General features: G+C 63.8%; 27 protein-coding genes. 13 read left to right on the plus strand and 14 right to left on the minus strand.

The window, feature by feature from the left end:
- Positions 1-57 precede the first annotated feature (57 nt).
- Positions 58-1,365 (minus strand): XRE family transcriptional regulator, encoded by a 1,308-nt coding sequence (locus tag RB2654_RS07945; protein ID WP_008330294.1) that lies wholly within the window; start codon positions 1,363-1,365, stop codon positions 58-60.
- 217 nt (positions 1,366-1,582) lie between these two features.
- Between RB2654_RS07945 and RB2654_RS07950 the strand changes: the two genes are divergently transcribed.
- From RB2654_RS07950 to RB2654_RS07980, 7 genes are all read left to right on the plus strand, one after another.
- Complete coding sequence (locus RB2654_RS07950) at positions 1,583-2,932, plus strand: substrate-binding protein (protein WP_008330296.1); 1,350 nt, start codon at positions 1,583-1,585, stop codon at positions 2,930-2,932.
- A 117-nt stretch (positions 2,933-3,049) separates the two neighbouring features.
- Complete coding sequence (locus tag RB2654_RS07955) at positions 3,050-4,081, plus strand: branched-chain amino acid ABC transporter permease (RefSeq protein WP_008330297.1); 1,032 nt, start codon at positions 3,050-3,052, stop codon at positions 4,079-4,081.
- A 10-nt stretch (positions 4,082-4,091) separates the two neighbouring features.
- Positions 4,092-5,282, plus strand: a complete 1,191-nt coding sequence (locus tag RB2654_RS07960) for a branched-chain amino acid ABC transporter permease (protein ID WP_040885552.1) — start codon at positions 4,092-4,094, stop codon at positions 5,280-5,282.
- A gap of 12 nt (positions 5,283-5,294) precedes the next feature.
- On the plus strand, positions 5,295-6,050 hold the full coding sequence (locus tag RB2654_RS07965; RefSeq protein WP_008330299.1) for an ABC transporter ATP-binding protein: 756 nt from the start codon (positions 5,295-5,297) through the stop codon (positions 6,048-6,050).
- Positions 6,051-6,064: 14 nt separating this feature from the next.
- On the plus strand, positions 6,065-6,850 hold the full coding sequence (locus RB2654_RS07970; protein WP_050772029.1) for an ABC transporter ATP-binding protein: 786 nt from the start codon (positions 6,065-6,067) through the stop codon (positions 6,848-6,850).
- Between the two features lie 106 nt (positions 6,851-6,956).
- A complete protein-coding gene (acs, locus tag RB2654_RS07975; RefSeq protein WP_008330301.1) occupies positions 6,957-8,897 on the plus strand; it encodes an acetate--CoA ligase in 1,941 nt (646 codons plus the stop codon).
- Between the two features lie 251 nt (positions 8,898-9,148).
- Entirely contained in the window at positions 9,149-9,958 is an 810-nt protein-coding gene (locus RB2654_RS07980; protein WP_008330305.1) for a PRC-barrel domain-containing protein, read from the plus strand.
- 239 nt (positions 9,959-10,197) lie between these two features.
- Here RB2654_RS07980 and RB2654_RS07985 read toward each other — a convergent pair whose 3' ends face one another.
- The 5 genes from RB2654_RS07985 to RB2654_RS08005 form a co-directional block, all read right to left on the minus strand.
- Positions 10,198-10,572: a hypothetical protein gene (locus RB2654_RS07985; protein ID WP_008330307.1), complete on the minus strand. Its 375-nt coding sequence runs from the start codon at positions 10,570-10,572 to the stop codon at positions 10,198-10,200.
- Entirely contained in the window at positions 10,569-10,937 is a 369-nt protein-coding gene (locus tag RB2654_RS07990; RefSeq protein WP_040884580.1) for a DUF6768 family protein, read from the minus strand. The genes RB2654_RS07985 and RB2654_RS07990 overlap by 4 nt, the downstream gene beginning before the upstream one ends.
- Positions 10,924-11,481, minus strand: coding sequence for an RNA polymerase sigma factor (locus tag RB2654_RS07995; RefSeq protein WP_008330310.1), 558 nt, complete (start codon positions 11,479-11,481; stop codon positions 10,924-10,926). The genes RB2654_RS07990 and RB2654_RS07995 overlap by 14 nt, the downstream gene beginning before the upstream one ends.
- Positions 11,482-11,544: 63 nt before the next feature.
- The gene (locus RB2654_RS08000; RefSeq protein WP_008330311.1) at positions 11,545-12,348 is read right to left on the minus strand and encodes a 3-hydroxybutyrate dehydrogenase; all 804 of its coding nucleotides are present in this window, start codon (positions 12,346-12,348) and stop codon (positions 11,545-11,547) included.
- The gene (locus RB2654_RS08005; protein WP_008330312.1) at positions 12,348-13,847 is read right to left on the minus strand and encodes an AMP-binding protein; all 1,500 of its coding nucleotides are present in this window, start codon (positions 13,845-13,847) and stop codon (positions 12,348-12,350) included. Before RB2654_RS08005 ends, RB2654_RS08000 begins: the two co-directional genes overlap by 1 nt.
- Positions 13,848-13,978: 131 nt before the next feature.
- Between RB2654_RS08005 and RB2654_RS08010 the strand changes: the two genes are divergently transcribed.
- The 5 genes from RB2654_RS08010 (at position 13,979) to aat (ending at position 17,812) form a co-directional block, all read left to right on the plus strand.
- Positions 13,979-14,599: a TetR family transcriptional regulator C-terminal domain-containing protein gene (locus tag RB2654_RS08010; protein WP_008330313.1), complete on the plus strand. Its 621-nt coding sequence runs from the start codon at positions 13,979-13,981 to the stop codon at positions 14,597-14,599.
- A gap of 102 nt (positions 14,600-14,701) precedes the next feature.
- Entirely contained in the window at positions 14,702-15,124 is a 423-nt protein-coding gene (locus RB2654_RS08015; protein WP_148912474.1) for a hypothetical protein, read from the plus strand.
- A 167-nt stretch (positions 15,125-15,291) separates the two neighbouring features.
- On the plus strand, positions 15,292-15,792 hold the full coding sequence (gene accB, locus RB2654_RS08020; RefSeq protein ID WP_008330316.1) for an acetyl-CoA carboxylase biotin carboxyl carrier protein: 501 nt from the start codon (positions 15,292-15,294) through the stop codon (positions 15,790-15,792).
- A gap of 9 nt (positions 15,793-15,801) precedes the next feature.
- The gene (gene accC / locus RB2654_RS08025; RefSeq protein WP_008330317.1) at positions 15,802-17,148 is read left to right on the plus strand and encodes an acetyl-CoA carboxylase biotin carboxylase subunit; all 1,347 of its coding nucleotides are present in this window, start codon (positions 15,802-15,804) and stop codon (positions 17,146-17,148) included.
- Positions 17,149-17,152: 4 nt separating this feature from the next.
- A complete protein-coding gene (aat, locus tag RB2654_RS08030) occupies positions 17,153-17,812 on the plus strand; it encodes a leucyl/phenylalanyl-tRNA--protein transferase (RefSeq protein WP_040884584.1) in 660 nt (219 codons plus the stop codon).
- Here aat and RB2654_RS22855 read toward each other — a convergent pair.
- Genes RB2654_RS22855 through RB2654_RS08045 form a run of 3 tightly spaced genes read right to left on the minus strand, consistent with a single transcriptional unit; the run spans position 17,767 to position 19,161 of the window.
- Complete coding sequence (locus RB2654_RS22855; protein WP_008330319.1) at positions 17,767-18,306, minus strand: DUF2155 domain-containing protein; 540 nt, start codon at positions 18,304-18,306, stop codon at positions 17,767-17,769. The two genes, aat and RB2654_RS22855, sit on opposite strands and share 46 nt — an antisense overlap.
- Positions 18,306-18,755 carry an MlaD family protein gene (locus RB2654_RS08040; RefSeq protein WP_008330320.1) on the minus strand — a complete coding sequence of 150 codons (450 nt, stop codon included), beginning with the start codon at positions 18,753-18,755 and terminating at the stop codon, positions 18,306-18,308. The genes RB2654_RS22855 and RB2654_RS08040 overlap by 1 nt, the downstream gene beginning before the upstream one ends.
- A gap of 31 nt (positions 18,756-18,786) precedes the next feature.
- Positions 18,787-19,161 (minus strand): NADH:ubiquinone oxidoreductase subunit NDUFA12, encoded by a 375-nt coding sequence (locus RB2654_RS08045; protein ID WP_008330321.1) that lies wholly within the window; start codon positions 19,159-19,161, stop codon positions 18,787-18,789.
- 198 nt (positions 19,162-19,359) lie between these two features.
- On the opposite strand from RB2654_RS08045, the gene RB2654_RS08050 reads away from it, so the two are divergent.
- A complete protein-coding gene (locus RB2654_RS08050) occupies positions 19,360-19,659 on the plus strand; it encodes a hypothetical protein (RefSeq protein WP_008330322.1) in 300 nt (99 codons plus the stop codon).
- On the opposite strand, the gene RB2654_RS08055 is transcribed toward RB2654_RS08050, so the two are convergent.
- The 5 genes from RB2654_RS08055 to RB2654_RS08075 all read right to left on the minus strand — a co-directional run bounded on the left by RB2654_RS08055 (position 19,649) and on the right by RB2654_RS08075 (position 25,129).
- On the minus strand, positions 19,649-20,032 hold the full coding sequence (locus RB2654_RS08055) for a RidA family protein (protein WP_008330324.1): 384 nt from the start codon (positions 20,030-20,032) through the stop codon (positions 19,649-19,651). The genes RB2654_RS08050 and RB2654_RS08055 overlap by 11 nt on opposite strands.
- Before the next feature lie 65 nt (positions 20,033-20,097).
- On the minus strand, positions 20,098-21,369 hold the full coding sequence (gene clpX, locus RB2654_RS08060) for an ATP-dependent Clp protease ATP-binding subunit ClpX (protein WP_008330326.1): 1,272 nt from the start codon (positions 21,367-21,369) through the stop codon (positions 20,098-20,100).
- Between the two features lie 137 nt (positions 21,370-21,506).
- The gene (locus RB2654_RS08065; protein ID WP_040884587.1) at positions 21,507-22,130 is read right to left on the minus strand and encodes an ATP-dependent Clp protease proteolytic subunit; all 624 of its coding nucleotides are present in this window, start codon (positions 22,128-22,130) and stop codon (positions 21,507-21,509) included.
- 155 nt (positions 22,131-22,285) lie between these two features.
- On the minus strand, positions 22,286-23,434 hold the full coding sequence (locus tag RB2654_RS08070) for an ABC transporter permease (RefSeq protein WP_040885556.1): 1,149 nt from the start codon (positions 23,432-23,434) through the stop codon (positions 22,286-22,288).
- A 66-nt stretch (positions 23,435-23,500) separates the two neighbouring features.
- Complete coding sequence (locus tag RB2654_RS08075; protein WP_008330330.1) at positions 23,501-25,129, minus strand: ABC transporter permease; 1,629 nt, start codon at positions 25,127-25,129, stop codon at positions 23,501-23,503.
- Positions 25,130-25,153 lie beyond the last annotated feature (24 nt).

The following is a 25,153-nucleotide window of genomic DNA, read 5'->3' on the forward strand; positions in this document are numbered from 1 at the left end:
GACCTCGTGGTGCCACCCGAACCCGTGCGCACGAGCGGCGGGGACGGCCGAGACCGGCTAGCTCTGCTTGCCAAGGATCGACGGTTCGCGCCGCGCCGAACAGGTCTCGCGCGGGCAGATCCGGCAGGACGCGCCGACCCTGAGCACAGGCCCGGAGGTATGCTCGACGGGTTCGATGAGCATCGTCGCCTCATGAATGGGTGGGGCATCGAAGGTCGCCGCCGGGCGGGGAACCGACAGGGCGCGACACAGAAACAGCTTCGGGTCCGTGCCCGGCATCTCGACCACCCGCGCGATGGGCTGCGCCGGGCGGGCCAGCGCCTGATAGAGCGGCCACAGGGGACAGGCCGCACCGAACCGCGGCAGCGGAAAGCCCTCCAGCGGCTTGCGCAGCGTGACCGTTCCAGACCCGTCGCAGACCACGAGGCCCCGCCCCGGTTCGTCTTCGGCCGTCGGCAAGCTGGCCATGCGCCGCAGCACCGCGTCCAGCCCCACCCCGAAGCCGTCCGCGACCCGCGCCGGGTCTTCGCCGGTATTGGCGAGCGAGGTCCGAAACGCGCTCAACGGCATGGCGCGGGCATCGGCCAGATAGCGCACCAGCATCCGGTGGGCGAGGTCGCGCGCGCCCTTGTCCCTGAGCGGCCCGGCCTTTTCGAGCATCAGTCCGATCTCGCCCTCGCCCACGGCGGGCTTTTCAAGCTCGGGAAAATGATAGCCCGCCTCGCCCACATAGGCGGCAAGGTCGTCGACCGCCGAGACCTGCATCTCGCGGGTATCCGCACCCGCCTCAAGATAGGTCACCAGCCCTTCGGCCGACGATGACAGGCGCTGCGCCTCTTCGCGCATGTTGCGCAGGAACCGCGACTGCCAGTCCGGGTCGATGTCCTCGGTCTCGGCAAGGATCGCGGCGGTCGACCGGATCGCGGTCACCGTGGACAGCACTTCGTGCAGCGAGGCCGCGAGGTGCGGATCGTGGGTCAGCCGGTCCGACAGCGTCTCGACCACCCGTTCGAGATCCTCGATCCGGCGCGCCTGCGTCGCGACGAGCGCCGACCAGCCCGAGAACCGGCCCGCGAACTCCTCGACCCGGTCGAGTTCGGGTGTGACGTTCTCGAACCGGGCGGCGGCATCGCGCAGGGCGTTGACCAGCGCCTGTCCCGCGCCTTCGGACAGTTGCGCGGGCTCGGTGTTCAGTTCGCGCGCGAGATCGACCAATAACTTGCCGCCGATTCTGCGGCGATTGTGTTCGATCAGATTGAGGTATGCGGGCGACACCCCCACGGCGCGGGCCAAGTCGGCCTGACGGGTGCCCAGCGCCAGCCGACGCTCGCGGATCCGGCTTCCGGTCAGGCGGGACTGAGGCATGAAATTTTCCTTGGTTTTCCGATGCTTTCTGCACCTGCGCGAAAATTTGTTTACAGGTATACCATGGTATCAGTTCATTTGTTTACAAAAAAATTGTTACATCTGAACCATTTGTTGCGGAATTTTCTGACCCAACGTCATAATGCCCACAGCCTGTAAAAAGGCACACGGCATGTGCGGGGAGGCCATGTCGTCATTTCCAAACGGGAGGATATTCATGTCCAAATCGAACTTCACCCGTCGTGGGCTTCTCAAGACGGGTGCCGTGACCGGCGCCGGCCTTGCGATGCCGACGATCTTCACCTCCGGCGCGATGGCGTTCACCAACGAGCCGACCGGTGACACCGTGACCTTCGGCTTCAACGTGCCGCAGACCGGCCCCTACGCAGAAGAAGGCCTCGACGAACTGCGCGCGCAGGAACTCGCCATCCAGCACATCAACGGCGAAGGCGACGGCGGCATGCTGAACACCTTCTCGTCGAAGGCGCTCGACGGGACCGGCATCTTGGGCAAGAAAGCGGCCTTCGTGACCGGCGACACCCAGACCAAGTCGGACGCCGCGCGCGCCTCGGCCAAGTCGATGATCGAAAAAGACGGCGTCGTGATGATCAACGGCGGTTCGTCCTCGGGCGTGGCCGTGGCCGTTCAGGGCCTCTGCCAGGAAGCCGGGATCATCTTCATGGCGGGTCTGACCCACTCCAACGACACCACCGGCAAGGACCGCAAGGCCAACGGTTTCCGTCACTTCTTCAACGCCTACATGTCGGGCGCCGCGCTGGCCCCGGTGCTGAAGAACGCCTACGGCACCGACCGTCGCGCCTATCACCTGACCGCCGACTACACCTGGGGCTGGACCCAGCAGGAGTCGATCCAGAACGCCACCGAGGCGCTGGGTTGGGAAACCGTCAACAACGTAATGACGCCGGTCGGCGCGGGCGACTTCTCGTCCTACATCACGCCGGTTCTGAACTCGGGCGCAGACGTGCTCATCCTGAACCACTACGGCGGAGACATGGTGAACTCGCTCACCCAGTCGATCCAGTTCGGCCTGCGCGACGCGCAAGCCAACGGCAAGAACTTCGAGATCGTCGTTCCGCTCTACTCCGAACTGATGGCCGCCGGTGCCGGCGAGAACATCAAGGGCGTGTACGGTTCGATGAACTGGAACTGGCAGCTGACCGACGCGGGCACGCAGGCCTTCGTCAAGTCGTTCGGTGAAAAGTACGGCCGTCCGCCGTCGGGTTCGGCGCACACCTGCTACGTGCAGACGCTGCTCTATGCAGACGCCGTGACCCGTGCCGGTTCGTTCAACCCCTGCGCCGTGGCCGAAGCCCTCGAAGGTTTCGAATTCGACGGCATGGGCAACGGCCCGACGCTCTACCGCGCCGAAGACCACCAGTGCTTCAAGGACGTGCTGGTCATGAAAGGCGCCGAGAACCCGACCACCGAGTACGACACCCTCGAAATCGTGGAAGTCACGCCGGTCGATCAGGTCATGTACGAGCCGAACCACCCGATGTTCGGTGGCGACGAAGCCTCGCTCGGCGAGTGCAACGACGGCGCGTAATCGTCAGACCCTTCGTAGGGCGGGGACATCCCCGCCCTACACTCATGCGCAGGCAGTGGGCGGCAAGACCCGCGCCGCGTTCGTTTCACACACCCTTATGCAGCACCGGTGGGGACAATGGACGCCATCATTCTTCAAATTCTGAACGGGCTCGACAAGGGCTCGGCCTATGCGCTGATCGCCCTCGGGCTCACGCTCATCTTCGGCACGCTCGGCGTCGTGAACTTCGCCCACGGTGCCCTGTTCATGATCGGCGCCTTCGTCGCCGTCACGCTTCAGCGGATCTTCAACCTGTCGTTCGAACAGATCGACCCGACGAAAAAGGACTTCCTGGGCAACCCGCTCAAGGTCGAGGTTCCATACGTCGAGGCCTGGTTCGGCGCCGATGTCGGTGACTGGCTGATCGACTGGTCGGTGCCGCTGGCCATCATCTTCGCCATTCCCGTCATGCTGCTCGTCGGCTTCGTCATGGAACGCGGCCTCATCAAGCACTTCTACAAGCGCCCGCATGCCGACCAGATCCTCGTGACCTTCGGCCTTGCCATCGTGCTTCAGGAGCTCATCAAGTACTTCTTCGGCGCCAACCCGATCCAGACCGGGGCACCGGATGCCTTCTCCGGGTCGATGGATTTCGGCGTGTTGCTCGGCTTCGACCCGAACGTCATCATCTATCCCTACTGGCGTCTGGTCTATTTCCTCTTCGCCGCCATCGTGATCGGCGCGGTGTTCTCGTTCCTCCAGTTCACCACCTTCGGGATGGTCGTGCGAGCCGGTATGGCCGACCGCGAGACGGTGGGGCTTCTGGGCATCAACATAGACAAACGCTTCACGCTGATGTTCGGCCTCGCCGCCGCGGTCGCGGGCATGGCGGGGGTAATGTACACACCCATTCTGGCACCGAACTATCACATGGGGATGGACTTCCTCGTGCTCTCCTTCGTCGTGGTCGTCGTCGGCGGCATGGGCAGCTTGCCCGGCGCCGTCGCCGCGGGGTTCCTGCTGGGTGTCCTTCAAAGCTTCGCTTCGATGAACGAGATCAAGTCGCTCATTCCCGGCATCGACCAGGTCATCATCTACCTCGTCGCCATCATCATTCTGCTCACCCGTCCGCGGGGCCTCATGGGCCGTGCCGGCGTGATGGAGGAATAAGACCATGAAAATGCTCGGTCTGTCACAACGAGACACCACCTTCCTGCTGATCGTCGTCTTCCTGACGCTGGTCACGCCGATCCTGCTCCAGCCGTTTCCCGAAGGCTCCGGCATGGCCACGTTCAACGCTGGCTACCCGGACCTGATGCAGCGGTTCGCGATCTTCGGCATCTTCGCCATCGGCTTCAACATCCTCTTCGGCCTCACCGGCTACCTCTCGTTCGGCCACGCGGCCTTTCTGGGTGTCGGCTCCTATTCGGTCGTGTGGATGTACAAGCTTCTGGGCTACAACGTGGTCCCCGGCATCCTGCTGGCGGTCATCGTCTCGGCCCTCTTCGCCCTGCTCATCGGCTACGTGTCGCTGCGCCGCTCGGGGATCTACTTCTCGATCCTCACGCTCGCCTTCGCGCAGATGAGCTACAACCTCGCCTATTCGGTGCTGACGCCGCTGACCAACGGTGAAACCGGCCTTCAGGTCTATACCAACGATCCGCAGGTCCTGATGGGCGAGAACAGCCCGACCTCGCCGCACTTCTTCGGCATCGTCATGAACGAAAGCGCGAAGCTCAATGTCGGCGGGTGGGAGTTCACCTTCAACAACGGCTACTACTTCTGCGCCATCGTCGCGATCCTCGTGTTCTACCTGTCGCTCCGCATCTTCCGGTCGCCCTTCGGCCTGATGCTGCGCGCGATCAAGACGAACCAGACGCGCCTGAACTACACCGGCCTCAACTCGCGTCCCTACACCCTTGCCGCTTTCGTGATCTCGGGCATGTATGCCGGGCTCGCCGGTGCGCTCATGGCCTCGATGGACCCGCTTGCGGGCGCCGAACGGATGCAATGGACCGCCAGCGGCGAAGTCGTGCTGATGACCATCCTCGGCGGGGCCGGCACCCTGATGGGTCCGATCCTCGGCGCAGGCTTCATCAAGTACTTCGAGAACATCTTCTCGAAGATCAACGACAACATGCTGCACCAGTGGTTCGCGTGGATGCCGGACGGGATCGAAGATTTCCTCATCGGCCTCAGCCACTTCTTCGTCGGCAAATCCTGGCACCTGACGCTCGGCCTGCTCTTCATGCTCGTCGTCATCTTCCTGCCCGGTGGCCTTGTCGAAGGTGGCCAGCGCATCGCCAAGGCCGTCCGCAACCGTCGCTCCAAGGGCGACGGGGCGGAAGCCCAGACGCAGCCCGCGGAATAAGGAGAAACTCCAATGGGTATCCTTGAAGTCAAGAACGTGGGCAAACGCTTCGGCGGTCTGCAAGCCCTCTCGGACGTGAACCTCTCGGTTCAGGAAAACACGGTTCACGCCATCATCGGGCCGAACGGCGCGGGCAAGTCCACCCTGCTCAACTGCTTCGTGGGCAAGCTGATCCCCGACACCGGATCGGTCATGTTCAACGGCCAGTCGGTGCTGGGACTCAAGCCGCACCAGATCAACCAGATGGGCATTTCCCGCGTGTTCCAGACGCCCGAGATCTTCGGCGACCTGACCGTGATGGAAAACGTCATGATCTCGTGCTTCGCCAAGCGTGACGGCGCATTCCGCATGCACCCGTTCGAAACCGTGGCGCATGAGCGCGATATCGTCGAACAGGCCGAGCAGATGCTCACCGACGTGAACATGATCGACAAGCGTCACATGCACGCGGCCTCGATGTCGCGCGGCGACAAGCGGCGGCTCGAAATGGCGATGTGTCTGGCGCAGGAACCCCGGCTTCTGCTGCTCGACGAACCGACGGCGGGCATGGCGCGCGCCGACACCAACAACACCATCGACCTCCTCAAGGAGATCAAGGAAAAACGGGACATCACCATGGCGATCATCGAGCACGACATGCACGTCGTCTTCTCGCTCGCCGAACGGATCACGGTGCTGGCCCAAGGCACGCCGCTGGTCGAGGATACGCCCGAGAACATCAAGGGCCATCCGAAGGTGAAAGAAGCCTATCTCGGTGAGGCCGCGTAAGGGGGATGAAGGACATGAACGAACAAGTCGTCGGAGAGGCCAAGCGCCGCGAGCCCGTGGATCATTCGAACAACGCCAACCACGCCAGCACGGCCCCGGCCTTCTTTTCCTGCTGGGACATCCACGCCTATTACGGCGAGAGCTACATCGTCCAAGGCGTGACTTTCAACGTCCACGAGGGCGAAATCCTCGCCCTTCTGGGTCGCAACGGCGCCGGCAAGACCTCGACGCTGCGGGCGCTGGCGCGCACCGGCAGCCCGATGGTCACGCAGGGTGAAATCTGGCTCGACCACAAGCCGCTGCACCAGATGAAAAGCCATGAGGCGGCGCAGAACGGCCTCGCCCTCGTGCCCGAAGATCGTCGCATCATTCAGGGTCTGACGGTGGAAGAGAACCTGCAACTGGCCCAGATCGCGCCGCCGATCGGCTGGTCGCTGGAACGCGTCTACGAATTGTTCCCGCGTCTCGGCGAACGCCGCAAGCAGGAAGGCACCACGCTTTCGGGGGGCGAACAGCAGATGCTCGCCATCGCCCGGGCGCTGGTGCGCGATATCAAACTTCTGCTGCTTGACGAGCCCTACGAAGGTCTCGCTCCCGTCATCGTCGACGAGATCGAGAAGACCTTGAATGTCATCAAGGCGCAGGGCATCACGACCGTGCTGGTGGAACAGAACGCGGTCCGGGCGCTGGAACTCGCCGACCGTGCCGTGATCCTCGACACCGGCACCGTGGTCTTCGACGGCACCGCGAAAGAGGTGCTCGACAACGAAGCTCTGCGTCACGAATACCTGGCCATCTGAGCCGGACCCGCGACGCGCCGGGAGGGGCGCTTCGCACCCGCCAGATCACGGGCGCCTGTTCCGGGCGCCCGTTCCAAGAACACGACCGGCAGGAGGAGGACCGACCATGTCCGACAAGACCTACGCCCCATCCGATGACTTCGTAAAGAACGCCAATGTCGATGCGGCGAAGTATGACGAAATGTATGCCGCATCGGTGAACGACCCCGACGCTTTCTGGGGCGAGCACATGAAGCGGCTCGACTGGATCAAGACCCCGACCAAGATCAAGAACACCTCGTTCGATTACCACAATGTCTCGATCAAGTGGTTCGAGGACGGCGAGATCAACGTGGCCGCGAACTGCGTCGACCGGCACCTTGCCACCCGCGGCGACCAGACCGCGATCATCTGGGAAAGCGACGATCCGAACGTCGACAAGCACATCACCTACAACGAATTGTCCGAGCAGGTGAACAAGCTCGCCAACGTCTACAAGTCGCTGGGCGTCGGCAAGGGTGACCGGGTCGTGCTTTACATGCCGATGATCCCCGAAGCCGCCTATGCCATGCTGGCCTGCGCGCGCATCGGCGCGATCCATTCCATCGTCTTCGCGGGCTTCTCGCCCGAGGCGCTGGCCGCCCGCGTGTCCGGCTGCGACGCCAAGCTCATCGTGACCGCCGATCAGGCCCCGCGCGGGGGCCGCGCCACGCCGCTCAAGGCGAATGTCGACAAGGCGCGCGAGCATTGCGGCGAGGTCCAGACACTTGTGGTCGAGCGCACGGGCGCCGACGTCGGCCTCAAGGACGGGCTGGATCACTCCTACAACGCGCTGATGGCGAACGCCTCGGCCGATTGCCCGCCGGAGCCGATGAACGCCGAAGATCCGCTGTTCATCCTTTACACCTCCGGCTCCACCGGCGCGCCCAAGGGCGTCGTCCACACGACCGGCGGCTACCTGCTTTATGCCGCGCTCACTCACGAGGTGACGTTCGACTACCACGACGGCGACATCTACTGGTGCACGGCGGACGTAGGCTGGGTCACGGGCCACAGCTACATCGTCTATGGCCCGCTCGCCAACGGCGCGACGACGCTGATGTTCGAAGGCGTGCCGACCTACCCGGATGCGGGCCGGTTCTGGGCCGTGTGCGAAAAGCACAAGGTGAACCAGTTCTACACCGCCCCGACCGCGATCCGTGCGCTCATGGGTCAAGGGACCGAGTGGGTGACGAAATACGACCTGTCCGACCTCAAGGTGCTGGGCACCGTGGGCGAGCCGATCAACCCGGAAGCCTGGAACTGGTACAACGATGTCGTCGGCAAAGGGAACTGCCCCATCGTCGATACGTGGTGGCAGACCGAAACCGGGGGCCACATGATGACCCCCCTGCCCGGCGCCCACGCGACCAAACCGGGCGCGGCGATGAAGCCGTTCTTCGGGGTGCAGCCCGTGGTGCTCGACCCGCAGGCCGGGACCGAGATCGCCGAGTCCCCCTGCGAGGGCGTGCTGTGCATCGCCGATAGCTGGCCGGGCCAGATGCGCACGGTCTACGGCGACCATGAGCGGTTCGTGAAAACCTATTTCTCGGACTACAAGGGCTACTACTTCGCCGGTGACGGCTGCCGCCGCGATGCCGATGGCGACTACTGGATCACGGGCCGAGTGGATGACGTCATCAACGTTTCCGGTCACCGGATGGGCACTGCCGAGGTCGAAAGCGCCCTCGTCGCCCATGCCAAGGTGGCCGAGGCCGCCGTCGTCGGCTTCCCACACGAGATCAAGGGGCAAGGCATCTACTGCTATGTCACTCTGATGGAAGGCGAGGAATACACCGACGATCTCAAGACCGAGCTGCGCAACTGGGTCCGGACCGAGATCGGCCCCATCGCCTCGCCGGACTACATCCAGTGGGCGCCGGGCCTGCCGAAAACCCGCTCCGGCAAGATCATGCGCCGCATCCTGCGCAAGATCGCCGAGAACGATTACGGCGCGCTTGGCGACACCTCGACGCTGGCCGACCCTTCGGTGGTGGACGAGCTGATCGCGAACCGCAAGCCGGACTGACCCTCTCCCCGAGCGCCCCGCGTTCTGCGGGGTCTCACCTTCAGGCCGACGCTTCGCGCGTCGGCCTTTTTTCGTCTGTGCCCTCTCCCGCGGCACCCCGCCGTTGCTCGCGACAAACTCACAACCATTTGAAAAAATTCGATTTCTAAGTGACTAATCGCAAATCTTTTTCAGGCCGGAACAAATCTCGCAACCATCGCATTGGAGTGACAAGGCGCGTGAGCGCGCCACGACAACTAGGAGATTTGAATATGAAACCGCTGAACAAGACCCTGATGACGTCTGCTGCCGCGCTCGTCCTCGTGGCCGGCTCGGCCTTCGCGCAGGACGTTTCGACCGACACCGAAGTGACCGGTGACGTGGCGACCGAAGGCACGACCATGAACTCCGACACCTCGACCTCCACCGACATGGAGGCGACCGGTGACGACATGACCGCCGGCGCCGAGATGGACACCGAGACCGAGCTGGAATCGGACATCGAGACCGCCGCGGAAGAGACCGGCGAAGCGATCGAAAACACGGCGGAAGACGTGGCCGATGCGGCCGAGAACACCGCTGAGGACATCGAGCAAGGCGCCGAAGAACTGGCCGCCGACGCCGAGAACGCCGCCGAAGAAGCCGGCGACGAGATGGAAGAAATGGCGGCTGACGCCGAAGCCGAAGTCGATGGCGAAATCGACGGCGAAATGTCGGCTGATGCCAGCGCCATGGACTCCGACCTCGAAGCCGCTGCTGACGTCGAGATTTCCTCGCTCATCGGCGTGAACGTCGTGTCGCAGGACGGCAACGACGTCGGCGAAGTCGACAACTTCTACATGCTCGACAACAAGGTCTGGGCCGTCATCGGTATCGGTGGATTCCTGGGCATCGGCGAACATGACGTCGCCATCGACCTCGAGCACCTCGCGGTGAACGAAACTTCCGACGAAGGTGAAGTCACCGAATTCATGATCACCGGCTACACCGAAGCCGATCTTGAAGCGATGGAAGAATTCGACAGCGAAACCGCCACGGTCATCGACTCCACGTCGAGCCTGCGCGCCGCTTCGGGTTCGTAAGACCAAGACCACTCACGGGCGTCATTCCGACGCCACCGACCGGCGCATGGCCTCATGCGCCGGTCATTTTATTTCGCGACTCCGGGTCAACCGGACGTAAGGTTGCTCATTTCTTGACCGAATGGTAAGAATCGTGTAATAGTGAGAGGTGTCGGATCACTTAAGTGTTTCGACACTCATTTCAGGACCCTTTTGCTTTAGAGTGCACGCCCCCGACCCGTCTGACGGATCGGGGGTTTTCATGTCGCGATGGCGACCCATAACAGCGCGGCCCCCCACAGGGCGAAGCCGAGCGCACTCATCGTCAGGGTCGGCCCCACCGTCTTGGGGGTCTTGAGCGTCAGCTCCGGAACGGCGATCAGCGATGCCCCCTTGGCCACGGCAGCGACCCCGAGCAGCGACACGAGGATCGCACCAAGGCCATTCCACTGCCAGTGATTGACCAAGATCACCATCCCGACCACGAAATGCACCGCACCGGAGAGGTTCAGAAGCACCGGGTCGGCCTTGGCATTGCCAAGCACCATGCGTTCATAAAACCCGCGCGACACGAGGAAGCCGATCGCGGTGACGATCAGATACGGCCCGGCGATCAAGGCGATGGTCTGGGTCACTGGCCCGTATCCCTCTTCGCGATCATCAACTCGACCCGGCGCAGTTCGAGCAGGATGCGATCCGCCTGAATCTGCGGCATGAGGCTGAGTTTCAGAACGGTCGCCATGAGGGCCAGCACCGCGGCCGTGATGCCCCATTTCACCGCCGTCAGCACATCGGTCGCGCCGTAGAAGCGAAAGCCGCACCAGACCGCGAAGCCGAACATCGTGGTCTGAACGATCATCACGACCCATGTGATCCAGCCCAGCTTGCCCCGGAACGTGCCGAGGGCGAGCGCGAACCAGCCACGTTCCGCCGTCGCCTCGGCAATGGCGCGATCCTCTTCGGACAGTGCCTCTTCGATCATCCGATCAATCTTGTTCATCATCCTCTCCTTCCAAGAGATCGCGCAGCTTGCGCCGCGCATGCATGAGGCGGGTCTTCACGGTCCCCACGGGCACGTCGAGTGCCGTGGCGACCTCGCCCACCGACAGGTCTTCGAGGTAGAATAGCGCGACGGTCGCCGCCTGATCGCGGGGGAGCGCGGCAATCGCCGCCCGCACCTTGGCCGCGTCCGACGCGACGGGTCCGGCCTCGTCCACCGACAGATCGGTTTCCGACACCACCGCCGCCTCCAGCGCCCGGCCCCGCTGGCGCCGCCGGATCTCACGCGCGACACGGCGGGTCACGATCCTGAGCGCCCAGGGCAAAAACGCGTGGTCGTCGCGTAGGGTGCGAAGCCCCCGCAGGATTTCCACCCACGCCTCCTGCACCACGTCGCGCGCAACCTCCCGGTCGCCCAAAAGCCGCACGGCATGGGCCATGAGCCGCCCACCGCGAAGCTCGACCAGCCGCGACAGCGCGCGGGTGTCCCCGGCACGGGCCGAGGCGACGAGATACGCCTCGAGCGCCCGGATACGGGTGTCCATCGCCGCTATTCTCCTTTCATGGGAGAGAGTGCGACGGGCACCCGTTTCGGTTCAATGAAATCGTTACTGCGCGGTCCAGCCGCCATCCACCGGGATCGTGACGCCGGTCAGGTTGTGGGCCGCGTCCGAGCACAGGAACACGGCGAGCGCGCCAAGGTCCGAGGTCTGCGTCATGCGCAGCGACGGCTGTTTTTCCGACAGAAGGTCCGCAATGCCTTCGTCCCGGTCGCCACCGTGCAGATCGGCCCGCGCCTGAATCTGGCTTTCGATCAGGGCGGTCTCGGTGAAGCCCGGCCCGATGCAATTCACGGTCACGCCGCCCTTTTTCGGATCACCCTTCGAGGCGTATTCCAGCGCCACCACCTTGGACAGCCCCACAAGCCCGTGTTTTGCCGCGACGTAGGGCGTCTTTTCCTTGGACGCGACCAGCCCGTGAACCGAGGCGATGTTCACGACGCGGCCGTAGCCCCGTTCGGCCATCTTCGGCAGCGCCGCCTTCATCGTGTGGAAGCAGGCCGACAGCATGATCGCGATGATCGCGTCCCACTTCTCGTCCGGCATATCCTCGATCGGGGCGGTGTGCTGAATGCCCGCGTTGTTCACGAGGATGTCGATCGGCCCCCAGCCTTCGACCTCTTCCATCAGGTCGCGCACATTCTGCGCCTTGGACACGTCGGAGCCGAAGAACTTCACCTCCGGCGATCCGGCGGCCTGCACCTGCTTCACGGCCTCGTCGGCGGCCTTGTCGCCCGGCAGCGAATGGAGCGCGACGCGCGCCCCGGCGCGGGCCAGTTCCAGCGCGATGCCCAGCCCGATCCCGCTGGTCGATCCGGTGATAAGCGCCGTTTTTCCGGTCAGTGAAGTCATCAAGTCATCTCCTTCAGCCGCTCCCGCAGCTCGGTTTTCAGAACCTTGCCATAGTTGTTTTTCGGCAAGTCATCGGTGAAAAAATATGCCTTTGGCCGCTTGAAACGCGCGATTTGTGCAAGGACATGCGCATCGAGCGCCGCCTCGTCCACGCCCGTCGCGACGACGAAGGCGACCACGTCCTCCCCCCATTCCGCGCTCGGCCTGCCGATCACCGACACCTCGCGCACGGCGGGGTGGGTGAGCAACGCCTCCTCGACCTCGCGGGGATAAATATTGGTCCCGCCCGAGATGATGACATCCTTCGAGCGGTCTTTCATCGTCAGATACCCGTCTGCGTCGAGAGTGCCCATGTCCCCGGTCATCAGCCAGCCGTTTCGGATCGTCTTTGCGGTGGCTTCGGGGTTCTGCCAGTAGCCCGGCATCACCACCCGCCCCCGCACCATAATCTCGCCCGTGTCGCCGGGTGCAACCGGGTTTCCCTCCGCGTCGCCGATGGCCACCTCGACCACCGATTGCGCGCGGCCGACACTGGCAAGACGTTCGCGCCAGCGTGGGTGCGTGCGGTCCGTCACCTCGTCGCGCGACAGGGCCGTGATCCCCATCGGACATTCCCCCTGCCCGTAGATCTGCACGAACTTCGGCCCGAACCAGTCGACCGCCTCGACGATATCCGACACGTACATCGGCCCGCCGCCGTAGACGATCGTCTTGATCCCCTCGGCCCGGTCCCCCGCCGCGCTGGCCGCATCGGTGATCCGCCGGACCATCGTCGGCGCCATGAACATGTGAAGCGGTCCCATCCGGCGCGCGGCATCCAGCAATTCCGCCGGCTCGAAGCCGCCCGAGGCCGGACAGATGTGACGCGCGCCCTTGAGCACGTGAACCAGCGCGTAAAGCCCTGCGCCGTGGCTCATCGGGGCCATGTAGAAAGCCCCGTCTTCCGCCGATACCTCGTCCACATCGGCGAGATAGGACAGCGACACGACCTGTAGGATTTCGTGGGTGAGCACGACGCCCTTGGGCCTGCCCGTCGTGCCGGAGGTGTAGAACAGCCACGCAAGGTCGTCGCCCGCGCGCGGCGCGATGGCACGTGGCGCATGCACGGCCATCGCCGACAGATCGTCCATCGCGATGATCGGCACGGCGGTCGCCTCGGCCAGCCCTTGGGCCAGCCCGTCGGTCGCGAACACCGCCCGTGCCCCGGAATCGTCGAGGATATAGGCTGCCTCGCGAGGGTGGAGTTTGGCGTTGATCGGAACCGCCGCCGCCCCCGCGACCCAGATGCCGTAAAGCGCGATCAGGTATTCCGGCACGTTCTTCATGAAGATCGCCACCCGGTCACCGGGCGCGATCCCCCGCTCGGTCAGCGCCGCGCCCACGCCCGCAGCCCGGTCGCGGAAGGCCGCGTAGTCGGCCACGCAGGTCTCGCCCGTGAACAACGCCGGCCGGTCGCCATGCACCGCCGCGACCCGCTCCAACCACAATGCCAGGTTCATATCGTCGTCCTCCCGACGGCAGAGCCTATGCGTCCACCGCGCCACGCGCCAGTCCGTAAAGTCCCGTAGTCGTTGATCATCTGGTCAAATCCATGCAATCTATCCTTCCGGCCGGGACCACGGAGACATCGATGAACCAAGCCAAGCCTGTCACGCGCATCCAGCGCAGGAACCGCGAAACCATTCGCGAGGCTGCTCTCGACGTGTTCTCGCAGCACGGGTTCCGGGGGGCGACGCTGGATCAGATCGCGCAGGCGGCGGGGCTGTCGAAGCCCAACCTGCTATATTATTTCCCGTCGAAAGAGGCGATCCACGGCGAGTTGCTCTCTCACCTCATGACCGACTGGCTGGAGCCGTTGCGCGCGCTCGACGAGGCCGGAGATCCGGTCGAGGAAATCCTCGCATATGCGCTGCGAAAGCTCGACATGGCGCAGGAACTGCCGCGCGAAAGCCGCCTGTTCGCGAACGAGATCGTGCAGGGCGCGCCCCGGATCATGGACATGATTACCGGCGAGCTGAAAGAGCTGGTGGACGAAAAGGCCAAGGTCATCCGGGCGTGGTCCGACGCCGGACGACTTGCATCCGTCGACCCCCACCACCTGATCTTCTCGATCTGGGCGACGACGCAGCATTATGCCGATTTCGACATTCAGGTGCGGGGCATCCTGCAAACCGGCAACACGGACCATTTCGACGATGCACGCCGTTTTCTGACGCATCTCTACCGCTCCGCCCTGACCCCGACCCGTTAACCAACAGTTAACCACCCACGCCGGATTCTGTGGACAAGGGCAGCTGGCAGGCAAAGTATGCGAACACGCATACGGTGGGGGCACCGTAGTCGGAGCATGGAAATGGAGATTTCCGGACCAGCCCCCTTGGGCGCAAAAGCCGCATTCGCGATGCCGGTGCATGACGTGCGACCCGTGGCCATCCACAAGATCGGCGCGAAGCCGACCCTGTCGGACGCGCGGTCGGAAGCACGCGATCACCCGGAGCAGGACAGTCAGGCCAGCGCATCGCGCGACATCATCGCGCTACGGCGCGCCGTGGCGCAGGGCCAGCGGCCCGCCGGACCGCCCCCGTCGTTCGAGGTAAGCCTCCTCGAAGTCGAAAGCGATCTGAAACAGAAACTCGCCCGGATGGAGGCCGAACGGTCGCAGGAACGCGATTCCCCCGCCGTGCAGGGGCAGGCCGAAGCCGAAACACCGCCCGCCGCCGATGAGGCCGCCGGTGCCGACAAGACCGAAGCGGTGCGCGACGACACGGCCGACTGACCCAAGAGCGCCATTTCCGGCCCGTCGCCACCCGCGCGTCGGCCCCTGTTTCGTACCGCCTATTCCGACCAAAACGCATGGGGGTGCTTTTCTCCCCCCGCCTGCCGTCCTATAAGCAGGAGTGATATGCCCCCGCGACAGATGGGGGAACCAGGCTCGAGGACGGTATGACCAAGAATTCCCATGATAGCGACGTGGCCTTCATTCAGGCCCTTGCCGAGCTTCTGCGTGAGAACGACCTCACCGAACTCGAAGTGAAACGCGAATACGGCGAGGCCGACCGGCTCAACGTCCGCGTGGCCCGTGGCGGACAAGTCGTGACCCAGTTCGCGGCAGCCCCCGCGCCGGCCCCGGCCCCCGCCGCCCATGCACCCGCAGCCCCCGCAGCCGCGCCCGCCCCGTCGTCGGGTGGCGAGGACGACCCGGCCAAGCATCCCGGCGCCGTCACCTCGCCGATGGTCGGCACCGCCTATCTCTCGCCCGAACCCGGTGCGGCCGCCTTCGTCAAGGTCGGCGACAAGGTGGCCGAGGGGGACACGGTTCTCATCGTCGAGGCGATGAAGACCATGAACCAGATCCCCGCCCCGCGCGCGGGCACGGTCAAACGCATACTGGTCGAAGACGGGTCGCCCGTGGAATACGGCGCGCCCCTGATGATCCTCGAGTAAGGGTTTCGGATGTTCGACAAGATCCTGATCGCCAACCGGGGCGAAATCGCCCTTCGCGTCATTCGCGCGGCCCGCGAGATGGGGATTGCCACCGTGGCGGTCCACTCCACCGCTGACGCCGACGCGATGCACGTGCGCATGGCCGACGAAAGCGTCTGCATCGGCCCGGCTTCCGGCAGCCAGAGCTACCTGCATATCCCCGCGATCATCGCGGCCTGCGAAGTCACGGGCGCGCAGGCGATCCATCCCGGCTACGGCTTTTTGTCCGAGAACGCCAACTTCGTGCAGATCGTCGAGGATCACGACCTGACCTTCATCGGTCCCTCCGCCGCGCATATCCGCATGATGGGCGACAAGATCACGGCCAAGGAAACCGCCGAAAAGCTCGGCATTCCGGTCGTTCCCGGCTCCGCCGGCGGCGTGCCCGATATCGAGACCGCCCGCAAGGTGGCGGCCGAGATGGGCTATCCGGTCATCATCAAGGCAACCGCCGGTGGCGGTGGCCGCGGCATGAAGGTGGCGGAGGCCGAGGCCAAGCTGGAACACGCCTTCCGCACCGCCCGGTCCGAGGCCAAGGCGGCCTTCGGCAACGACGAAGTCTATATGGAGAAGTATCTCCAGAAGCCCCGTCATATCGAAGTGCAGGTCTTCGGCGACGGCAAGGGCGGCGGCGTCCATCTGGGCGAGCGGGACTGTTCGCTTCAGCGCCGCCATCAGAAGGTCTTCGAAGAGGCCCCCGGCCCCGCGATCAGCCCCGAAGAGCGGGCGCGCATCGGCGGCATCTGCGCCGACGCCATCGCCGAGATGGGCTATGCCGGGGCGGGCACCATCGAGTTTCTCTACGAAGACGGCGAGTTCTATTTCATCGAAATGAACACCCGGCTTCAGGTCGAGCATCCGGTGACCGAAGGCATCTTCGGCGTCGACCTCGTGCGCGAACAGATCCGCGTCGCCGAAGGTCTGGGCCTGTCCTTCACGCAGGACGATCTTCAGATCAACGGCCACGCCATCGAGATCCGCATCAATGCCGAGAAGCTGCCCAACTTCTCGCCCAGCCCCGGCAAGATCACCCAGTATCACGCCCCCGGCGGTCTGGGTGTGCGTATGGATTCGGCGCTTTACGACGGTTATTCCATTCCGCCCTATTACGACAGCCTGATCGGGAAGCTCATCGTCCACGGCCGCGACCGGCCCGAGGCGCTGGCGCGGCTGGCCCGCGCGCTTGGCGAACTGGTGATCGACGGGATCGAAACGACCATTCCGCTGTTCCACGCGCTCCTGGGCGAGGAAGACATCCTCACCGGCAACTACGACATCCACTGGCTGGAGCACTGGCTGGCGGAGAATATGAGCTGACGGAATGGCCGGTCCCAGGGACAGGCTGACACCCGAAATTCTCCTGCACGCATATGCTTCGGGCATCTTTCCGATGGCCGAAGACGCGGGCGACGATACCGTGTTCTGGGTCGACCCCCGGTTCAGGGGCATCCTGCCTCTGGACGGGTTCCGCCTGTCCCGCTCGCTTGCCCGAACGATCCGCAAAGCGCCGTTCCGGGCCTCGCTCGACGAGGCTTTCGAGGGTGTGGTCGAGGGCTGCGCGGACCGTGAGACCACCTGGATCAACCCCACGATCTTCGACGGCTACCGCAAACTGCACGCCATGGGTCGCGCCCATTCCATCGAGTTGTGGGAGGGCGAGGCGCTTGTCGGTGGGGTCTACGGTGTCACGCTGGGCCGGGCGTTTTTCGGCGAGTCGATGTTCTCACGCCGCCGGGACGCGTCGAAGATCGCTCTGGCGACGCTGGTGGTTCACCTCGCCCAGACCGGTTTCACCCTGTTCGACACGCAGTTCATCACCAAGCATCTGGCCACGCTCGGCGGCATCGAGGTGCCGCGTGCCCGCTATCACGCCATGCTCGAGGCCGCGCTTTCGGACGGCGAGGCCGACATACTGTCGCGCCCCCTGCCCGACCCTCACTCGGTGGTGCAGTTCATCACCCAGACGTCGAAGCGCGAGTGATCCAGCGCCGACAGTGCGGGGGACGAGGCGATCATCCAACCGTCGAACAGCGGCTCTTCGTCGTTTCCGTTGCGGATGACCAGATGGGCGAACGCGTCGCCCTGCGGGTTGTCGTTGGGATAGCGGCATTCGGCCATCGTCACCTGTAGCCAGCCCAGTTCGCCGGTCTCGCCGGTGGCGAGGTTCAGGTCGATGGACGTGCCCGCGAGCTTGTCGAGCCCACGCAGCACCGCGCCGGTGCCCTGCGTCACTTCCGGGCCTTCCTGCACGGTCGTAACCGTGTCCCCCTCGCCCTCGCGCAGGGGTGCGTTGGGGTCGATTGGGTTGCCATATTCGTCGAACGGCACGTCCTCTTCGAACACCTGATCCTCGGGCGTGTCGATGGGCGGTTCGCCTTCGATCACGTCGAGCGGTTCGAATTGCCCGTCATCCTGAGCAAGCGTCGGGACCGCGGCTATCAGCACTGCGGCAACAAGGGCCAAGGTCAGGCGCATCACTGCCTCCCAAGCTGGTCGATGATGAAATCCATGAGGTTCATGTCGGGCGCCGCCGTGCGGAACCGCTCGCCGGTCGAGAGCGGGAAGGCGGAATTGCCCGGAATGATCTCGACGTAATTGCCGCCGAGCAGCCCTTCGGAGGACACGACGGCAAGGCTGTCTTCGGGAAAGGCGAATTTCGGGTCCACGGTCAGTTCGGTCTCGGCGGAAAAGGTTTCGGGGTTGAGGGCGAGCCAGCTGACCCGGCCCACCTTGACGCCCGCGACGCGCACGTCCGAGCCCACGTTGATGCCCTTGGCCGACACCAGCGACACGCGATAGTTCTGGGTCGCATCGCCTGCGCCGAACCAGCCGATCGCACCGCCCGCGTAGATCAGGAACCCGATCGCCAAGGCCAGAACGATGCCGCCGGTGACGGTTTCGGCAATCTCGCTGCGGCTTATCATGCGTGATCCCCCAGACCCCGCGCGGGGCGGCTCATTCCGGCTGCCACGCCTCGTAGTCGGACCGTTCCACGGGCTTTTCACGACGGATGGACCCGGCGGGCACATAGGCCAGCGCGGTGCCGGTCATGTTGTCCACGTGCGGCTTTTCCCAATCCTTGTGGGCCAGCGGGCTGTTCGCCGGGTTGTCGTCGAAAGTGCGGTGCAGCCAGCCGTGCCAGTCGGCGGAAATGCGGCTCGCCTCGGGTTCGCCCGCGTAGCAGACCCAGCGTTTGCTGTCGTCCTTGTTGCGGTAGAACTCGTTTCCTTGCGCGTCCTCGCCCACCTTCACGCCTTTGCGCCAGGTGTAGAGACGGGTGCCGAGTGTTTCTTCGTGCCACCAGGTCAGAAGGGACAGGATGAACCGCATGGGATGCCTCCGATATTGCCTTTCCCGTATGGCTCAAACACCCGGGAAGGTCCAGCCCGATTGGCCGCTCTGGGCCGAAGGTCGCCAAGCGGACGCCGCTGGACCGTTTCGTTCAATTTTCGCGACAATGCCATCATTTGGGCAAGATTGTCGCGCAAGTTTTTCCTGTATTTTATCTGTATTTTTAAGGAGACCCCAATGTTCGAGTTTCACAATCTGGGTGCCCTGACCGCAGGTGCGGTTCTCATCGGCGCCTTCCAGCTCGGCGGAACCGGGCTGAACACCGGCGATATTCAGATTTCGGGGGCCAGAGTGGTCACCGTATCGGCGCGCCACATGACCGACGACACCATGCAGGCCTACGCCGACCTCGGCGCCTTTTCGCAGGAAACCGAAGGCGAAGCTTCGGCCTATGAAAAGGTGATGGTGGCATGGGATCGGCTGGCGGACGGTGTGACGGATCGCGCCCGGACGATCCTCGTCTCGCTTACCGACTGATCCGCGCGACCGCTTCGATCTCGATCTTCATTTCGGGGTTCATCAGCCGGGCCTCGATCATCGTCGCGGCGGGTCTCGCGGTCGCGAAGGCCTTGGACAAAACCGGCCAGCAGGCTTCGAAATCGTTACCGTCGGGCAGGATGTATTTCACTTGCACGACATCGTCGAGGCTCCCTCCGGCCTCGGCCAGCGCCTTGCCGATGGTCGCCAGCGCGTTGGCGGCCTGCTGCGCCACGTCGGCGGGCATCTCCATCGTGGCGTAGTCGTAGCCGGTCGTCCCCGAGACGAAGACCCAGCCGTCCACCGCAACCGCGCGGGAATAGCCGATCTGCGCTTCGAAGGGCGAGCCGGAAGTGATGTGTTTGCGGTCCATGTTCTCTCCCACGAAAAAGGCCACCCGGCTTCGGGTGGCCCTGAAAACTCTCGGTTCGGCGATCCTCAGCCTGCGCTGGCGCCTTCCTTGCGGTCCTCGGCATAGATGATGAGCGGCTTGGCGTCGGTGTTCGCCGCCTCTTCGTTCACCACGACCTCGTCCACACCTTCGAGCGCCGGAAGATCGAACATCGTGTCGAGCAGGATGTCCTCCATGATCGACCGCAGGCCGCGGGCGCCGGTCTTGCGCTGAATGGCCTTCTTCGAGATCGCCAGCAGCGCGTCGTCGGTGAAGGTCAGCTTGGCATCCTCGATCTCGAACAGGCGCTGGTATTGCTTGACCAGCGCGTTTTTCGGCTGCGTCAGGATCGTGACCAGCGCGTCCTCATCAAGGTCTTCCAGCGTCGCGATCACCGGCAGACGGCCGACGAATTCCGGGATCAGGCCGAATTTCAGCAGATCCTCGGGTTCGAGTTCCTGGAACACTTCACCGATCTTGCGAGCCTGCTCGTCCTTGACGTCAGCACCGAAGCCGATGGCCGACCCCTTGCCGCGTTGCGCGATGATCCGGTCGAGACCGGCGAAAGCGCCGCCGCAGATGAACAGGATGTTCGTCGTGTCCACTTGCAGGAATTCCTGCTGCGGATGCTTGCGGCCGCCCTGCGGCGGAACGCTGGCAACCGTGCCTTCCATGATCTTCAGAAGCGCCTGCTGCACGCCTTCGCCCGACACGTCGCGGGTTATGGACGGGTTGTCGGACTTGCGCGTGATCTTGTCGACCTCGTCGATATAGACGATGCCGCGCTGCGCCCGCTCGACATTGTATTCCGACGCCTGAAGCAGTTTCAGGATGATGTTTTCGACATCCTCGCCCACGTAACCCGCTTCGGTCAGCGTGGTCGCATCGGCCATGGTGAAGGGCACGTCGAGGATACGGGCGAGCGTCTGCGCGAGCAGAGTCTTGCCGCAGCCCGTGGGGCCGATCAGCAGAATGTTGGACTTCGCCAGTTCGATCTCGTCGCCGTGTTTGGCGGCGTGATTGAGGCGTTTGTAATGGTTGTGCACCGCGACCGAGAGCACGCGCTTCGCGTGGGACTGACCGATCACGTAGTCGTCCAGAACCCCGCAGATTTCCTGCGGCGTCGGCACACCGTCGGTCGATTTCAGCCCGGAACCCTTGGTTTCCTCGCGGATGATATCCATGCAGAGCTCGACGCATTCATCGCAGATGAACACCGTCGGACCCGCGATCAGCTTTCGCACCTCATGCTGGCTCTTCCCGCAGAACGAGCAGTAGAGGGTGTTCTTGCTGTCACCACCGGAGGAATTGTTCGCCATATCGCCTTTCGGGGGCCGATGCCCCGCTCCTCATTGCCCCATAATTAGGGCCGTTCCATCCTGGTTTGCCCAAGTCTAGGGCAGCGTCCCTGCCCCCGCAATGCGATTCTGGTCACGGTCGCGGGGGCGAAACAATCCTATTCCGGCGCGTCGCCGCGCGATTCCAGGATCTCGTCGATCAGGCCCCAGTCCTTCGCCTGTTCGGGGTCCATGAAATTGTCACGCTCAAGCGCGTCCACCACGGCCTTGAGCTTCTGGCCGGTGTGCTTGACGTAGATCGAATTCAGGCGGTCCTTGAGCTTCTGGGTCTCCTGCGCGTGGATCATGATGTCCGTGGCCTGACCCTGATAGCCGCCCGAGGGCTGGTGCACCATGATCCGGCTGTTGGGCAGCGAAAAGCGCATCCCCGGCGCGCCTGCGGTCAGCAGAAGCGACCCCATCGACGCCGCCTGACCGATCACGAGGGTCGACACCTTGGGCCGGATGTATTGCATCGTGTCGTAGATCGAGAGACCCGATGTCACCACGCCGCCGGGCGAGTTGATATACATCGCGATCTCTTTCGACGGGTTCTCGGCCTCGAGGAACAGAAGCTGCGCGCAGATCAGCGACGACATGCCGTCGTGCACCGGTCCGTTGAGGAAAATGATCCGCTCCTTCAGCAGGCGCGAGAAGATGTCATAGGCCCGTTCGCCCCGGCTGGTCTGTTCCACGACCATCGGTACGAGGGTGTTCATATAAGTATCAATGGGGTCTTTCATGGTCGCCTGCCTCTGACTGTTCCCTGGGCCGGACGGCCCGTTCGTGCGAGCCGGACGGCTCGTCTACAAGAGCCTAGTCATGGTTCCGGGGGGCTTCAAGGCCCCCCGCCCCATGGTGAACGGCATGCGTCAGAAAGGTTAAGAAACCGTTGCGATCAACTCGGCGCGAGGCCCCGCATCCGCTCGGACCGGCGGCGCAGAAGCTCGACGGTGGTGAGCAGCGCGATGGAAATCACGACAAGGATCGTGGCGACGGCAAGGATGGTCGGGCTGATCTGCTCGCGCAGACCGATGAACATCTGCCATGGCAACGTCTTCTGTTGCGCGGACCCGACGAAGAGCACCACGACCACCTCGTCGAACGAGGTAATGAAGGCGAACAGGCCGCCCGAGATCACGCCCGGCAGGATGAGCGGCATCTGAATGCGCAGGAACGTGGTCACCGGGTCCGCCCCGAGGTTGGCCGAGGCCCGCGTCAATGACCGGTCGAAACCCACGAGCGTCGCGGTCACGGTGATGATGACGAAGGGGATACCGAGTGCTGCATGGGCCAGCACGACCCCCAGATAGGTGCCCTGAAGGTTCACGCGGCTGTAGAAGAAATACATTCCGGCGGCCGAAATGATGAGCGGCACGATCATCGGGCTGATAAGGATCGCCATGATCGCCCGGCGGAACGGGACGTGCGGCTGGCTCAGACCGATGGCCGCCAGCGTCCCGAACCCGACCGCGAGGATCGTCGCCATCGGCGCGATCTTGAGCGAGTTCCACATGGCGCTCTGCCAGTCCGAGTTGGTGAAGAAGTCCTGATAGTGTTTCAGGCTGTAGCCTTCGGGGCTGAGCGACAGCATCTCGGGCGTGAATGTGAAAAAGTTCTCGGCGTTGAACGACAGCGGAATGATCGTGAGGATCGGCGCGATCAGGAAGAAGAAGATGAAGCCGCAGATGAACAGATAGGTGTTGTGCCACAGGGTCTGACCGGCGGTGGCGTAGATCGGCACGCCGTCCCGGTAGTGCCCGCGCCCGATCCAGTAGGCGACCCAGCTCATCACGGCGCCGACGATGGCGCCTGCGGCGGCCCCGCCCCATTTTCCGAGGACGAAGCCGAGCACGGCGGTCAGCCCGATCACCACCCAGCGCCCGGCCGTCCGGTTCGGCACGAAGCTGTTCAGGATGAACCCAAGCGCGCCGCCGTAGATCAGGCCGAGGATGAAGCCCATCAGGCCCGCGTCGTTGGTGTTGCCCGCGAGGAAGCCGAAGAAGCCCCCGAAGACGGCCACTACCGGGACGGTGAAGCCCCACATGGGCGGCTCGCCCTTGTCCAGGATCAGCTCGTCGCCGGTGTCGTTCACAGTCGCGTCCGTCATGGTTTACCCCAGCTTCACATTGTCGATGCCCACGATCCGGTCATAGGCCCAGTAAAGGATGAGCACCGCGGCAAGAAGGATGGTCCCGAGCGCCGCCGCCAGACCCCAGTTGAGGCTGGACGAGATGTGATAGGCGATCCGGTTCGAGATGAAGATACCCGTCGTGCCGCCGACCAGCGCGGGGGTGATGTAGTAGCCGATGGCGAGGATGAAGACGAGGATCGACCCCGCCCCGATCCCGGGCACCGACTGCGGGAAATAGACCCTACGGAAGGCGGTCACGTTGGTCGCGCCAAGGCTTTTCGCCGCCCGCACGAAACTGGGCGGAATGGTCGCCATCACCGAATAGAGCGGCAGGATCATGAACGGCAGCAAGATGTGCGTCATCGCGATGATCGTGCCCAACTGGTTGTTGATCATCACCAGTCGCCCGGCTTCGTTGATCAGCCCGGACCAGACGAGCACGTCGTTGATGACGCCCTGTTGTTGCAGCAGCACCTTCCAGGCCGATGTCCGCACGAGCAGCGAGGTCCAGAACGGCAGGAGCACGAGGATCATCAGAAGCGACGACACGCGCATCGGCAGGTTGGCGAGCAGGAACGCCACCGGATACCCCAGAAGGATCGTCGCCACGGTGATGGTCAGCGACATCCAGACCGTGCGCCAGAACAGCTTGAGGTAGATGGCCTGATCGTCCGGCTGCGCCTCGACCCCTTCCGGGTTCAGTTGCAGATCGACGGCGGTCAGGAAGTAGCCGGGCGTATAAGTGGGCGAGTAGACCTTGATGGTCTGCATCACATCCGCGCTGCCCCAGTCCTCGTCGATGTCGAGGAAGGCTTGCTTGTAGTTCACGGCTTCGAATTCCGCGACCGCCTCTTTCGCCGCCTGCAACTCCTCCGACCCGAACCCGGTGTAACCGTCGATCGCGGCATCCCCGGTGAGGTCGTGATAGAGCATGGCGTGAACCAGCGGCCAGACATTCTCGGACGCCGGATTGTCCTCGTCCTCGGTCTGGGTGAATTCGGCAAAAGCCAGATAGGCTTCGGTCGTCAGCGGGAGCCGGTCCTCCATCCCCTCTTTCAGCACGAAATCGGGGCCGGGACCGTCCTCGGTGGCCGAGGCTTCGGCGAACCAGTCGGGATCGCCCATGAGTTCGGCCCAGAAGATTTCTTCGGTCCAGTTCTCGTTCAGATCGTCGAACTGATCCTCATAGATTTCGGCGATGTCCTCGACCTCGCGGCCAGATTGCCGGAAGATCGACGAAATCCCCGTCGTCTCGTAGTTGAGCCGCGAGCCGAGCCGCGTGTGGATCTTCTTTTCGGAGGCCACGAACATATCGCGAAACAGAGCGAAATAGACCTCTTCCCCCGGCACGGGTTCGGCATCGGCGTCCCACTCGTCCATCGCTTCGACGGTCCGCGGCAGGGTTTCCTCGACGATCCCGTTCTCGACCGAGCGGAACAGCATGTCCGCAATCGGCGCGATGAAGGCCACGAGGATAAAGATCAGAAGCGGCGCGATCAGCATCAGGGCGCGCAATTTCTGCCGACGCAGAGCCCGGTTGAGGCTCGCCTTCAGCGGCCGCCCGTCGGCGGCTAGCATCGGGCCGGAAGTCTCGGTCGCGTCGCTCATGATCTTTGTCCTTGGCGTTTGGGG

Origin of the sequence: Maritimibacter alkaliphilus HTCC2654, assembly GCF_000152805.1 — a bacterium.
In the GTDB taxonomy this organism is placed as follows: domain Bacteria; phylum Pseudomonadota; class Alphaproteobacteria; order Rhodobacterales; family Rhodobacteraceae; genus Maritimibacter; species Maritimibacter alkaliphilus.